The organism is Pantoea sp., assembly GCF_032114055.1.
GTDB lineage: Bacteria > Pseudomonadota > Gammaproteobacteria > Enterobacterales > Enterobacteriaceae > Pantoea.
Genome location: NZ_DAMCTB010000001.1, coordinates 439,151 through 452,457 on the forward strand (window position 1 = coordinate 439,151; position 13,307 = coordinate 452,457).

Here is a 13,307-nt window from a genome sequence, read left to right on the forward strand (position 1 = left end):
AGGATTCTTATGAAACTGTGGTTGCCCGGCATCATGACTCTGCTGATTGCCTTTCACGCCCAGGCTGAAAATTATCGTGTTGTCTACTCCCCCAGCCTGGCGCTGGAGGTCTACATCGACAATGTGGTGAGCAAAGCGCCTGATGACTGGTGTAAAGAGACGCTGCCGCTGCGCATTGTCTCCGGCAAAAGCAAGGATTCAGCGGTGCTGACCACCTTTTTACCCCGTGTCGGCACTCTGCTCGCGAATCAGTGCGGCTTACTGGATGAGCTGCCCTGGCAGATGACCAACAAAGAGGGCGGCGTGCTGGCCAGCGGGAGCGCCAGTAAACTGCAGAACTGGCGGCCTATCGTGATGGCCGATGCCACAGCCAGCGCCAGCGAAACGAACGCCGCACCGCTTGATCTGTCACGACCCGCTGACAGCACGCCGTTGCAACATTTTGATCTCCCCAGCGGCTGCCATTTCCGCACCGCCTGGAGTGAAAATGCCCGGACCCTGTTTATTCCGGACGTCAGTAAACAGCACTGCTCGCCGGATGGCTGGGCAGAGGGTAAAAGCGAGCTGATGCTGGCCACGCCGGATCAGAGGACGCCAGTGGCTGTCACGTTCTACCAGGGCTATCCTGTCGCCAACCTGACCATTCCGGACAGCAAGCTGGAGGTCATTGCTGCGAACAACCAGCGCATGATCGTCACGCGCGCAGACGCCGCGGACAGCTGGCTGGTGCTGCCCTTTGATACCCGCCAGCATGTCTGGCGTTTCAATGGTGCCCTGTTGATTAAAATGGATAAGAATGCTGCGCAGCAGGATGCTGACGCCGTGAAATCGCGAGTCGATACGTTGCGCAGTCAGTGGGCGCCCTATTTCATGCCACAGCAAAAAGTGAATGTGTTGCTTATCGACACCCTGCATGCGGATCTGGCCGATCCCGCCATCGGTGCCTGGCGTAACATCAATTAATTACCGCGCAGCCTGGCGAGCAGGCCGTGTACAGAGAGTTCACTATGTCGGCAAATGATAATCCGAAAACCGTTCCAAATGCCCTGCCTGACGGATACCGCTTCAATGAGTTTGAGATTAAAGAAGTGATCGGCGGCGGCGGCTTTGGCATCGTCTACCGTGCCTGGGATCACCAGCTTGAACGCACGATTGCCATCAAAGAGTACATGCCGGTTTCGCTGGCGGTCCGTACCGCCGACTTAACGCTGGAACTGCGCGGTGAGCGTTTCCAGAAGCTGTTCAATGCCGGACTGAACAGTTTTATTCAGGAGGCCCGGCTGCTGGCCCGTTTCAATCATCCCGGCTTGCTGCATGTGCTGCGTTTCTGGGAGCAGAACGGCACCGCATATATGGGCACGCTCTATTACAGCGGTATGACGCTGAAAGAGTGGCAGCTTACCAGCCCGGCGTCGATCTCTGAGACCTGGATCCGTCGCCTGCTACCGCCCCTGCTGGGTGCTATCAGTACCATCCATCAGGCCGGGTATCTGCATCGCGATATCTCGCTCGACAATATTCAGATTCAGGAAAACCAGCTGCCGGTGCTGCTCGATTTTGGCTCAGCGCGTAAGGAAATTGGTAACCTCTCCGACGAAACGGAAATCATGCTTAAACCCGGCTTTGCGCCGATTGAGCAGTACAGCGAAGAGGGTGAAATCGAACAGGGGCCGTGGACGGACATCTACGCGCTGGGCGCGGTGCTGCATAGTCTGATTACCGGCAACCCGCCACCGGTCAGCGTGGTACGCTGCATCGAAGATAATTATCAGCCTCTGACAGAACGCCAGCCAGAGGGCTATTCACTGCCTCTGCTGCATGCCATCGACTGTGCGCTGGCAATGAAACCCGGCGATCGCCCGCAGACCATTGATGCTTTTGCCGCGCTCATCGACCTGCCCGTCAGCGATGTCGAGGCGGTAGTAAACAGTTTCCCGAAGCCGGGCGAACCGCCCGCATTGCCGGTTGAGGAACCCATTGAGGCGACAGCGCCGGTGGTGATGGCGATGAATCCGGCCTCCGCTTCGGCTGAGCCTGTGACGCCGCGCGCGGTGCGGCGGCTGTCGCCGGGATTGCTGGCCCTGGCCGCCGTGGCTTTACTGGCGGTGGGGGTCACCGTCTGGCTGACTAATCGTCCCGACGCCGCACCAAAGCAGGTGGACACGCGTGCGGCTGCGCCGCAGGCAACGCCCGTAACGCCTGAGGCGGCTACGCCGGCGGCGCTGGCCACGGTCTACCTTAAACTTGTGAGCGGCGAGAGCGTGATGCTGAACGGACAGCCGGTGGAGGTGAAACCCGGCAGCAGCGGATTTGCAGCGCTGAACCTGGCCGCAGGAGAGTATAAAATTGATGTCAGCAATGGCAGCCAGACCCATAGCCAGTCCCTGACGATCGATAAGCCCGGCACCTGGCTGATTAACCCGGGTAACTGACCGCCGGATCAAAAAAGGGCGCGACCCTGTCGCACCCTTCTGCTCTGATCCTGCTCAGGCCTGCTTCGGCCAGGCTTGCTGTAGCATCCGCACCTGCTGCGCCAGCCGGCTCAGATTCTCCTCCTGCATACCGCGCCGGCTCAGCTCCTCTTCCAGGGCAAACAGATACTGCGCATTCGTACCCAGCGGACCACTGGCCGCCGCGATCAGGGGCGCTATTGCCTCCGGGCAGGAGTCCGATTCATAGAGCGGATGGCGCGGGTCCATAATAAAGGTCAGTGCCGTCACGCTGCGTCCATCCTCCAGCTGCAGCTCACACCATGTCGGCAGATAGCAGCCGGTAATCATTTCACGCTTCCACAGCAGCATCAGTTCTTCCTGCAACCGTGCTTCCGGCAGCCGGAACGCCAGACCCGACGTCCGTCCGCCCTGCTTCAGCGCCAGCATCCGGCCGGGATGCGCGGCGGTACCGCGTCCGGCAGTCAGCCGCAGGCAGAACGCGCGATGCCAGCCCTCCAGCGAGCCGGAGGCGACTTCATCCGCCTCAAAAATCGGATTCCACATCAGTGAGCCGTAGCCAAAGATCCACACCGGGCTGCGATCGGGACGACAGGCCAGCGTGGCTGCCAGCGAGGCCGCACGCTGCTCACAACTCCATAGCAGCGTCTCTTCGATGTCCCCGAACGACGTTTTACAATCCGCTTTTAGTAGAAATTCCCGGGTAAGCAATGCGACCTCCTCAACGTCAACGGCGTCCTGCGAAAAGCTCCTGTAACATGATGGCCAAAACGGCACTGCGTTTCGTTCATTAATCGACAGTAATCTATTTCTCTGCAGGGTTTCAAGCGTGATTCCGGTCGCAGATTAAAAAATAACAGATAAAACTGATAGCGCAGAAACAAAAAAGGGCCAGAAACACCTGGCCCTTTATGTTAAAGCAGCTAGCAGCCGATCATTTTTTGCGATGCCACTTATCATCATCCCCTTTTTCATACTCTTTTTTTACGGCTGACCAGGCCACCTTGTGAGCGACCTCCTCCCGTGAGTCATCGCCGCGACGATCTTCCGCCTCTTTATACTGCTCCCAGGCACTGTTAAATGCCTGCTGATAGATTTCCTGAGCATGCGCGGGCAGAACGTGTTTAACGTTATCGGGTAGGTCGGTGCGGGTTGAGTAAGGCATAACGGCTCCTGTGTGATGGATTCCTTTTAAGCCTGGCGCAGACCTGGCAGATTACAAACTGTAATTTATTGCCGGTTAAGATAAAAAGCAGCCTTTAACCCTGACAAACCCTGTTTAGAATGGCGTTTACTGGCAGTAAATTGTCAGATAGCTGAATAAGTGAAAGCGCTTTTTTGCTGATTCTGAATGCAATATTTCACATAACCGCTGGTTAGCCCTGCTTCGCGTTATTATGCTGTTTAAGTAAAAAGTAGTAAATTTCTCCTGTTCAGGCCGGTGAAAAGATAAACTGCGAACTACCCTGAAACTGATTATATTTTTAACAACAGCATCCGCTGTTCCCGGATAACCATTAACCAGAGAGGATGGTGAATGCCTGTACATGAAAAAACCCGACACAAGGAGTTCTCGCTGATATTTCCTCTTATCACGCTGGGAATCCTCTATTTCTTTGGTGCTGATACGTCATTCCCTGTCGTGGTTGGTATCAATATCGTGGCGCTGATCGCTATTCTGAGCAGCGCGTTCAGTGTGGTGCGTCACGCAGATGTTCTGGCGCACCGGCTTGGCGAACCCTACGGCTCCCTGATCCTGAGCCTCTCGGTAGTGATTCTGGAAGTCAGCCTGATCTCGGCGCTGATGGCAACCGGCGATGCCGCACCCGGCCTGATGCGCGATACGCTTTATTCGATCGTAATGATTGTCACCGGCGGGCTGGTAGGCTTTGCGCTGCTGCTGGGCGGCAATAAATTTGCGACCCAGTACGTGAATCTTGCAGGCGTAAAGCAATATCTGATTGCGATCTTTCCGCTGGCAATTCTGGTGCTGGTGTTTCCCAATGCGCTGCCGGGCGGCAACTTCTCCACCACTCAGGCTTTACTGATTGCTGCCATTTCTGCAGCCATGTATGGCGTTTTCCTGCTGATCCAGACAAAAACCCACCAGAGCCTGTTTGTCTATGAGCATGAAGATGAGAGCGACGATGGCGACCCGCATCATGGCAAGCCTTCCGCCCACAGCAGCGTCTGGCACACCGTCTGGCTGATCGTTCACCTGATTGCGGTCATTACCGTGACCAAAATGAATGCCAACACGCTGGAAAACCTGCTGACAGAAATGAATGCCCCGGCGCAGTTTACCGGCTTCCTGGTGGCCCTGCTGATCCTCTCACCAGAGGGGCTGGGCGCGATCAAAGCCGTGCTGATGAATCAGGTACAGCGGGCGATGAACCTGTTTTTCGGGTCGGTACTGGCGACTATCTCGTTAACCGTCCCCGCGGTGACCATTATTGCAACCCTGACCGGTCAGGAGCTCATCTTTGGGCTGGAGCCGCCGCAGATGGTGATTATGATGGCCTCGCTGCTTCTCTGTCAGATCGCCTTCTCCACGGGACGTACTAATGTGCTGAACGGTGCCGCGCATCTGGCCCTCTTTATTGGCTATCTGATGACTATCATGCTGTAAATCTTCAGCTAACAGACGAAAAAAAAGAGCGAGGATTCGCTCTTTTTTTTACCGCAACGTTTATTTGCTGGTATCGATTTCTGCAAAGCTTTTGACCAGATCGTCAATCGCTTTCATCTGCACCAGGAACGGCTCCAGCTTATCCAGCGGCAGCGCGGATGGGCCGTCACACAGGGCATGGTCCGGATCCGGATGCGCTTCGATAAACAGGCCGGCGATGCCGACAGCCATACCGGCACGTGCCAGTTCAGCCACCTGCGCGCGACGACCACCGGATGCCGCACCAAAGGGATCGCGGGTCTGCAGCGCGTGGGTCACGTCAAAAATCACCGGGCTGTTGTGGGTGACTTTCTTCATCACGTTAAAGCCGAGCATATCAACAACCAGATTGTCGTAACCGAAGTTGCTGCCGCGGTCGCACAGGATGACTTTCTCGTTGCCGCCTTCAGCGAACTTGTCCACGATGTTACCCATCTGGCCAGGGCTGACAAACTGCGGCTTCTTGACGTTGATGACCGCACCGGTTTTCGCCATCGCTTCCACCAGATCGGTCTGACGCGCCAGGAAGGCGGGCAGCTGGATCACATCCACTACCTCAGAAACCGGCTGCGCCTGAGCGGCTTCGTGCACGTCGGTGATAATTTTTACGCCGAAGGTCTGCTTCAGCTCCTGGAAAATCTTCATTCCCTCTTCCAGGCCCGGACCACGGTAAGAGTGAATAGAGGAGCGGTTTGCCTTGTCAAAAGAGGCTTTAAAAACGTAAGGAATACCGAGTTTATTGGTGACGGTGACGTAATGCTCGCAGATGCGCATCGCCAGGTCGCGCGACTCCAGCACGTTCATTCCGCCAAACAGCACAAATGGCAGATCGTTTGCTACCTTGATCTCGCCAATACTCACGACTTTCTGTGTCATGCCCTTTCCTTTTCTGAGGGTCCGCTTAGTGCAGCGTGACCTGTTTTTGTTCGATTGCGTGAATCTGAACTTTAATCATCTCGCTGACCGGGTCTTCAGGACACTGCTCAACGAAGTAGTTTAAATCATTCAGGGCGATATGCTCACACTCCAGCTGCGCGTAGATCAAACCGCGATCGCGAATTTCGTAAGGATCGTCCGGATCGATGCGCAACAGCACCTGACTGACGTTCAGCGCCAGCTCCATCTTCTTCTCTTCCATCAGCGCCGCTTTCAGCGTGTCGAGCATTTTACGCATCACGGTGACGGTTTTGGCTTCGTCGAGGTCGTCATCATAGAGGCGCGCTGTCGGACTGATGTTACCTTTGAGCCACACTTCCAGCGTATGGCGATCGAGCGTTTCGCCATTAAACGGATTGATCATCCACTTATCGCCATCGATCCAGTCGGCGCGCAGAATCAGCTGCGTCGGGAAGATCACCGGCATCAGGGGCAGTTCCAGTTCAGCAGCAATGTGCAGCAGGATAACACCGAGTGACACCGCAGTGCCCTGACGGGTCTTCAGGACATTGTCGATCCAGAGTGCATCAGAGAGATTGTAGACGCCGCTGGCGCCGCCAAATCCCCACTGACGATAAAACAGATCCAGCAACGTTTCGAGCTGCAGGTCGGCATCCTGTACAGGGCTGACATAGTCACGGGCTTCGGCGACTAATGCCGCAAGTTGTGCTTCCACCGACAGCGCCGGGAAATCGGCCCGGATGGCAAGCGTTGCGCCAATGACTGCTTCACATAGCGGTGTCTGGCTGAAATCTAGTTGTTCGGTCGAGGTCATGCTATCCCCATAACGGCATTTTGGTCAGCGCCAGCGTAATGATGGCCACCAGAGCGATTAACGCGATCAGAAAAGCGATCCATCGGGTGCGATCAGTACGTGGACGGCGACTCAATGCCACAAATCCTAAGGCGATGTAGATGATAACCGCTAAAAGCTTCTCCGTCAGCCAGCTTCCTTGCGGTGTGAAGGGATAGAAGCGGGCTATCATCATCAGCGAGACGCCGCTCACCAGCAGCAGCGTGTCGTTAATGTGCGGCAGAATACGCACCCAGCGGCGGGTCAGCATCGCCGATCCCTGCCGCTGCCAGTAAAAGCGCAGCAGAAACAGCGTTACGGTAATCCACACCGTGGCCAGATGCAGATTTTTAATCAGGGGATAAAAAGCAGCCATCAGGAATCCTTTTCAGCATGCATTTAAAGAGAGAACTGTCCTAAGGTCACGCGCGGATTGCCGCCGTAATCCGTAACGGTTTCAACGTCGCGATAACCGGTCTGTCGCATCAGCGCAGCTACCGCCTCGCCCTGCTGCCAGCCGTGCTCCAGCAGCAGCCAGCCGCCCGGCAGCAGCCATTCGGGCGCCTCTTCGATCAGCGTGCGCAGATCCGCCAGTCCCGCCTCATCCGCCACCAGCGCACTGCGTGGTTCAAAACGCACATCGCCCTGCTCCAGATGAACATCACTGGCGTCGATATAGGGAGGGTTACTGGCAATGAGGGTAAACCGCTGTGGCGTCAGCGCCTGAAACCAGTGGCTGAGCAGAAAGGTGGTATTGCTCAGGCTGAGATGCTGCGCGTTGCTGTTTGCCAGCTCAACGGCGGCGGCGATTCGGTCAAGGCCAGTGACCTGACAGTCAGGCCGCTCGCTGGCCAGCGCCAGCGCAATCGCCCCGGTGCCGGTGCCCATATCCAGAATCGTCGACGGGGTCGCGGGCAGGTGCAGCAGCGCCTGTTCCACCAGCAGCTCAGTATCGGGACGCGGAATCAGCGTGGCGTCATTGACCCGCAGGGGCAGCGACCAGAACTCGCGCTCGCCGACCAGATGCGCCACCGGTTCACCCCGTGCACGACGCGCCAGCAGGCGCTCCAGCTGCGCGAGCTGGTCGGCACTGAGCACCGTTTCATCAAAGGCAATTAACCAGCTGCGGGATTTACCGGTCACGAAACCTAACAGGATCTCAGCGTCACGCTTAGGACTGTCGCCGCCGCAGAGCGTGGCGACAGCCTGTTTCAGCCAGTGACGAATATCCATCACTCCTGACCAGCCAGCGCCGCCAGCTGATCCGCCTGGTACTCCTGCACGATCGGCTCAATGAGGCTGTCAATCCTGCCTTCCATCACTTCATCCAGACGGTAGATGGTCAGGTTGATGCGGTGGTCAGTGACGCGGCCCTGCGGGAAGTTATAGGTACGGATACGGTCGGAACGATCGCCGCTGCCTAACAGATTGCGGCGGGTACTGGCTTCGGCGGCCTGACGACGGGCCATCTCCGCAGCGTGGATCCGCGAACCCAGCACTGCCAGCGCTTTGGCTTTGTTCTTATGCTGGGAACGTTCGTCCTGGCACTCCACCACAATACCGGTTGGCAGGTGGGTGATACGGATTGCGGAATCGGTGGTGTTAACGTGCTGACCGCCTGCGCCGGATGAGCGGAAGGTATCGATTTTCAGATCCCCGGCGTTAATCTCAGGCAGTTCCGCTTCCGGAATCTCTGGCATGACAGCGACGGTACAGGCAGAGGTGTGGATACGACCCTGAGATTCGGTTTCCGGCACACGCTGCACGCGGTGTCCGCCTGATTCAAATTTCATGCGGCCATAAGCACCGTCGCCAGTGATACGGGCAATGACTTCTTTATAACCGCCGTGCTCGCCCTCATTGGCGCTGACGATTTCCACACGCCAGCGCCGCGTTTCCGCATAGCGGCTGTACATCCGGAACAGGTCGCCTGCAAAGATCGCCGCCTCGTCGCCGCCGGTTCCGGCGCGCACTTCGACGAAACAGGCACGCTCGTCATCGGGATCTTTGGGCAGCAGCAGAACCTGCAACTGCTGCGCAAGGGCTTCGCTTTTCTCACGCGCTTCCTGTAACTCTTCCTGCGCCATGTCGCGCATTTCCGGATCATCAAGCATCTGCTGCGCGGTGTCGATATCGTCCTGCACCTGCTGCCAGTCGCGGAAACAACGGCTCACGTCGGTCAGCTGCGCATATTCGCGTGACAGCGCACGGAAACGTTCCTGATCGGCGATCACGCCAGCATCGCCCAGCATCGCCTCCACTTCTTCGTGGCGCTCCTGCAGCGCTTCCAGTTTGGCAACTATCGAGGTTTTCATTTAAATGTGGGATTCCCGTAACAGGTGGCGACAGCGGTGCGCCTAATCGAGACCCAGGCTGTCGCGTAAAATCTGCAGGCGTTCATTATCGCCGTCGCGGGCGGCCTGCTGAAGTGATTTGGTTGGAGCATGAATTAAACGGTTAGTCAGCTTGTGCGCCAGTTCCTGCATAATTTTCTGCGGATCGCCGCCCTGTTGCAGGGCCTGCAGCGCGCGGCCTTCCAGCTCAGCACGGATCTCATCCGCCTGAGAGCGGTATTCACGAATGGTGTTGACGGCGCCCTGCGAGCGCAGCCACGCCATAAATTCACTGCTTTCCTGAACGACGATGTTTTCGGCCTGCACCGCCGCCGCTTTACGCTGCGCCAGGTTCTGCTCGATGATCGCCTGCAGATCGTCCACGCTGTAGAGATAGGCGTTAGGCAGGTCGCCCACTTCCGGCTCCACATCGCGCGGCACGGCAATATCGACCAGCAGCATCGGTTTGTTGCGTCGCGCTTTCAGGGCGCGCTCCATCATTCCTTTGCCAATAATCGGCAATGGACTGGCGGTAGAAGAGATAATAATGTCGGCTTCGGCCAGGCGGGCATCGATCTCCGCCAGCGTGATCACCTCAGCGCCCACTTCCGACGCCAGGGTTTCGGCGCGTTCGCGGGTCCGGTTGGCGATGATCAGATTTTTGACCTGATGTTCACGCAGATGACGCGCCACCAGCTCAATGGTTTCACCCGCGCCCACCAGCAGGACATTGACCGAAGAGAGGGATTCAAAGATCTGGCGCGCCAGGGTACAGGCGGCAAACGCCACTGACACCGCGTTGGCACCGATATCGGTTTCCGTGCGCACGCGCTTGGCGACCGAAAAGGTTTTCTGGAACATGCGTTCCAGTTCGCTGCTCAGCGCCTGACCGCGCGAGGAGTCCGCAAAGGCTTTCTTAACCTGACCCAGGATTTGCGGTTCGCCGAGCACCAGTGAATCGAGCCCGCTGGCGACGCGCATCAGGTGGCTGACCGCCTCGTTATCCTGATGCCAGTAGAGGCTGTTACGCACATCCTCTTCATTCAGCTGATGGTAATTGCACAACCAGTTCACCAGACGCGCCTGTAAATCGGCCTGCTGCTCTACACTCAGGTAGAGCTCAGTCCGGTTACAGGTGGACAGCACCACACCGCTCTGCACCATTGGCTGTGATAACAGGCTGTTGAGTGCCTGCTCAAGCGTCTCCGGCCCGAACGAAACACGTTCGCGCAGAGCAATGGGGGCGGTCTTGTGGTTGATTCCGAGAGCAAGCAGCGTCATGGTCGTTTTGGTTGGGATGTCCCAATAATGTCAGGGTTTTGTGAGGCGCATTCTACAAGATGCGGCAGATCAAGAAAAGCCATACAAAGGCTATGACTGTAATAAGATTAACCTGATCAACCGCAATTTGCTGCATAACAGCATTGACGGTTAAAACCAGGGCGGTTAGCGTTATCCGTTACGAATAATCAATGTGTCCGAGGAGATGACCACTTGATGCTTACTTCACCACGCAATCTGTTGCGCCTTTTGCCCCTTGCCAGCGTCCTGCTGGCGGCCTGTAGCGTCAACAAACCGCAAGGTCCCGGCCCCAGCGTCACCGCGCCACAGTGGCAACAGCATCAGCAGGCGGTCTCAAAGGTCACGCATTATCAGACGCGCGGCGCCTTTGCTTACCTCTCCGATAAACAGAAGGTCTATGCCCGCTTCAACTGGCAGCAGACCGCGCCCGATCGCTATCGCCTCTTGCTGACCAATCCGCTCGGCAGCACTGAACTGCAGCTGGATGCGCAGGGTTCCGTCGTGCAGATCGTTGATAATAAGGGCAAACGCTACGTCAGCAACGATGCACAGAAGATGATCTCGCAGCTCACCGGCATGAACATTCCGCTGACGAACCTGCGGCAGTGGATGATGGGCCTGCCGGGCGATGCCACCGACTACCAGCTTAACGAAAACTATCAGCTGCGCAGCCTGAACTACAGCCGCGACGGTCAGACCTGGCAGGTTTCCATCGCCGGTTACGACAGCAAAGTCACCCCGCCGCTGCCCTCCAGTCTGGAGCTGAAAGAGGGTGACCAGCGCATCAAACTGCGTATGGACGGCTGGACCGTACAATGATCACCCATTGGCCCGCTCCGGCGAAACTGAATCTTTTTCTCTATATCACCGGCCGTCGTCCTGACGGCTATCACAACCTGCAGACGCTGTTTCAGTTCCTTGATTATGGCGACCGGTTGCAGATCACCGTTGATGACAGCGATACCGTTACGCTGTTGACGCCGCTGCCCGGCGTCGCTGATGCGGACAACCTGATTGTACGAGCAGCCAACCGGCTGAAACAGGCGGCGCAGGCGAAAAACAGCCTGCCCGCCCGCGCGGGTGCGCAGATTGCCCTCGAAAAGCAGCTGCCAATGGGCGGCGGTCTGGGCGGCGGTTCGTCGGATGCGGCCACTGTACTGGTTGCGCTGAATCATCTGTGGCAGACCGGCTTTACGCCGGATGAGCTGGCGGCCATCGGTGTGACGCTGGGCGCGGATGTCCCGGTATTCGTTCAGGGTTTTGCGGCCTTTGCGCAGGGCGTAGGCGAAGAGCTGCAGCCCGCCGGGCCGGAAGAGAAATGGTATCTGGTCGCCCATCCCGGCGTGCATATCAGTACCCCGCAGGTGTTTAACGATCCTGAACTGACACGGGATACGCCATCGCGCAGTTTATCGACGCTTTTAGCCTTACCCTTCACCAATGATTGTGAAGCAGTGGTAAGAAAACGTTTTCGTGAGGTTGATGAGCTTGTTTCCTGGCTGCTAGAATACGCGCCGTCACGCCTGACTGGCACAGGCGCTTGTGTGTTTGCTGAATTTGACACCGAGTCTGCTGCCCGCCAGGTGCTGGAGCTTGCCCCGCAGGGGGTACGCGGATTTGTAGCCCGGGGCGTAAACGTTTCGCCGCTACAGCGTACTCTGCAGGGCGATTAGCGAAAGCGTGACAGCGTCACCACGTTCCGGACGCTGCACCTTTCGCATCAACACACCCGTGTGAACGCTCATGATTGTACGCGCCGGTTACAATCATGCCGTTCATTCTCTGGACGCAAAGCCTGAGGTTCTTCTCGTGCCTGATATGAAGCTATTTGCTGGTAACGCCACCCCGGAACTAGCACAACGTATTGCCAACCGCCTTTACACCAGTCTGGGAGACGCCGCTGTCGGTCGTTTCAGTGATGGTGAAGTGAGCGTACAGATTAACGAAAATGTACGCGGTGGTGATATTTTCATCATCCAGTCCACCTGTGCTCCCACCAACGATAATCTGATGGAACTGGTTGTGATGGTCGACGCACTGCGTCGTGCTTCTGCTGGTCGTATTACCGCAGTCATCCCCTACTTTGGCTATGCCCGCCAGGATCGCCGCGTGCGTTCTGCGCGTGTGCCTATCACCGCTAAGGTAGTGGCAGACTTCCTTTCCAGCGTCGGAGTTGACCGTGTTCTTACGGTTGACCTGCACGCCGAGCAGATCCAGGGCTTCTTCGACGTCCCGGTTGATAACGTATTTGGCAGCCCGATCCTGCTGGAAGATATGATGCAGATCGGTCTGGAAAACCCGATTGTTGTTTCTCCTGATATTGGTGGCGTAGTCCGTGCCCGTGCTATTGCCAAACTGCTGAACGACACCGATATGGCGATCATTGATAAACGCCGCCCTCGCGCGAACGTTTCTCAGGTGATGCATATCATTGGTGACGTTGCTGGCCGCGACTGCGTGCTGGTCGACGACATGATCGACACCGGCGGCACGCTGTGTAAAGCGGCGGAAGCGTTGAAAGAGCGTGGTGCGAAACGCGTGTTTGCTTACGCTACTCACCCAATCTTCTCCGGCAACGCCGTTGAAAATCTGCGTAAGTCAGTCCTCGACCAGGTTATCGTCTGCGATACCATCCCGCTTTCTGAAGAGATCCGGTCCCTGCCGAATGTTCGCACGCTGACCCTGTCCGGCATGCTGGCCGAAGCGATTCGCCGCATCAGTAACGAAGAGTCTATCTCGGCCATGTTCGAGCACTAATCTTCGCTAAACCGGGCCCTGTGCCCGGTTTTTTTTCCCCTCTCCGGATTAACGCGCTCTCTTTTCGG

The 13,307-nt window shown here is 57.0% G+C and carries 14 protein-coding genes; 6 read left to right on the forward strand and 8 right to left on the reverse strand.

Features of this window, described 5'->3' with window-relative positions:
- The first annotated feature begins 9 nt into the window (after positions 1-9).
- Together RT657_RS02065 and RT657_RS02070 are read left to right on the forward strand one after the other, a co-directional pair.
- Complete coding sequence (locus RT657_RS02065; RefSeq protein ID WP_313652089.1) at positions 10-963, forward strand: hypothetical protein; 954 nt, start codon at positions 10-12, stop codon at positions 961-963.
- A gap of 44 nt (positions 964-1,007) precedes the next feature.
- Entirely contained in the window at positions 1,008-2,432 is a 1,425-nt protein-coding gene (locus RT657_RS02070; protein ID WP_313652091.1) for a protein kinase domain-containing protein, read from the forward strand.
- A gap of 54 nt (positions 2,433-2,486) precedes the next feature.
- On the opposite strand, the gene RT657_RS02075 is transcribed toward RT657_RS02070, so the two are convergent.
- The gene (locus RT657_RS02075) at positions 2,487-3,161 is read right to left on the reverse strand and encodes a gamma-glutamylcyclotransferase (protein WP_313652093.1); all 675 of its coding nucleotides are present in this window, start codon (positions 3,159-3,161) and stop codon (positions 2,487-2,489) included.
- 223 nt (positions 3,162-3,384) lie between these two features.
- Positions 3,385-3,615 carry a putative cation transport regulator ChaB gene (gene chaB / locus RT657_RS02080; protein ID WP_313652095.1) on the reverse strand — a complete coding sequence of 77 codons (231 nt, stop codon included), beginning with the start codon at positions 3,613-3,615 and terminating at the stop codon, positions 3,385-3,387.
- 372 nt (positions 3,616-3,987) lie between these two features.
- Between chaB and chaA the strand changes: the two genes are divergently transcribed.
- Positions 3,988-5,079, forward strand: coding sequence for a sodium-potassium/proton antiporter ChaA (gene chaA / locus RT657_RS02085; RefSeq protein ID WP_313652097.1), 1,092 nt, complete (start codon positions 3,988-3,990; stop codon positions 5,077-5,079).
- Positions 5,080-5,139: 60 nt separating this feature from the next.
- On the opposite strand, the gene kdsA is transcribed toward chaA, so the two are convergent.
- Genes kdsA through hemA form a run of 6 tightly spaced genes read right to left on the reverse strand, consistent with a single transcriptional unit; the run spans position 5,140 to position 10,461 of the window.
- Positions 5,140-5,994 carry a 3-deoxy-8-phosphooctulonate synthase gene (gene kdsA / locus RT657_RS02090; protein ID WP_313652099.1) on the reverse strand — a complete coding sequence of 285 codons (855 nt, stop codon included), beginning with the start codon at positions 5,992-5,994 and terminating at the stop codon, positions 5,140-5,142.
- Positions 5,995-6,019: 25 nt separating this feature from the next.
- Positions 6,020-6,829: an invasion regulator SirB1 gene (sirB1, locus tag RT657_RS02095; protein ID WP_313652102.1), complete on the reverse strand. Its 810-nt coding sequence runs from the start codon at positions 6,827-6,829 to the stop codon at positions 6,020-6,022.
- A 1-nt stretch (position 6,830) separates the two neighbouring features.
- A complete protein-coding gene (locus RT657_RS02100) occupies positions 6,831-7,223 on the reverse strand; it encodes a SirB2 family protein (RefSeq protein WP_313652104.1) in 393 nt (130 codons plus the stop codon).
- A 23-nt stretch (positions 7,224-7,246) separates the two neighbouring features.
- On the reverse strand, positions 7,247-8,080 hold the full coding sequence (prmC, locus tag RT657_RS02105) for a peptide chain release factor N(5)-glutamine methyltransferase (RefSeq protein WP_313652106.1): 834 nt from the start codon (positions 8,078-8,080) through the stop codon (positions 7,247-7,249).
- On the reverse strand, positions 8,080-9,162 hold the full coding sequence (gene prfA, locus RT657_RS02110) for a peptide chain release factor 1 (RefSeq protein ID WP_313652108.1): 1,083 nt from the start codon (positions 9,160-9,162) through the stop codon (positions 8,080-8,082). The genes prmC and prfA overlap by 1 nt, the downstream gene beginning before the upstream one ends.
- A 42-nt stretch (positions 9,163-9,204) precedes the next feature.
- Positions 9,205-10,461 carry a glutamyl-tRNA reductase gene (hemA, locus tag RT657_RS02115; RefSeq protein ID WP_313652110.1) on the reverse strand — a complete coding sequence of 419 codons (1,257 nt, stop codon included), beginning with the start codon at positions 10,459-10,461 and terminating at the stop codon, positions 9,205-9,207.
- A 216-nt stretch (positions 10,462-10,677) separates the two neighbouring features.
- Here hemA and lolB point away from each other — a divergent pair, with 216 nt between their 5' ends.
- The 3 genes from lolB (at position 10,678) to prs (ending at position 13,239) form a co-directional block, all read left to right on the forward strand.
- Positions 10,678-11,301 carry a lipoprotein insertase outer membrane protein LolB gene (lolB, locus tag RT657_RS02120; protein WP_313652693.1) on the forward strand — a complete coding sequence of 208 codons (624 nt, stop codon included), beginning with the start codon at positions 10,678-10,680 and terminating at the stop codon, positions 11,299-11,301.
- Positions 11,298-12,155 carry a 4-(cytidine 5'-diphospho)-2-C-methyl-D-erythritol kinase gene (gene ispE, locus RT657_RS02125; RefSeq protein WP_313652112.1) on the forward strand — a complete coding sequence of 286 codons (858 nt, stop codon included), beginning with the start codon at positions 11,298-11,300 and terminating at the stop codon, positions 12,153-12,155. Before lolB ends, ispE begins: the two co-directional genes overlap by 4 nt.
- A gap of 136 nt (positions 12,156-12,291) precedes the next feature.
- A complete protein-coding gene (gene prs / locus RT657_RS02130) occupies positions 12,292-13,239 on the forward strand; it encodes a ribose-phosphate diphosphokinase (RefSeq protein ID WP_111140256.1) in 948 nt (315 codons plus the stop codon).
- The last annotated feature ends 68 nt before the right edge of the window (positions 13,240-13,307 follow it).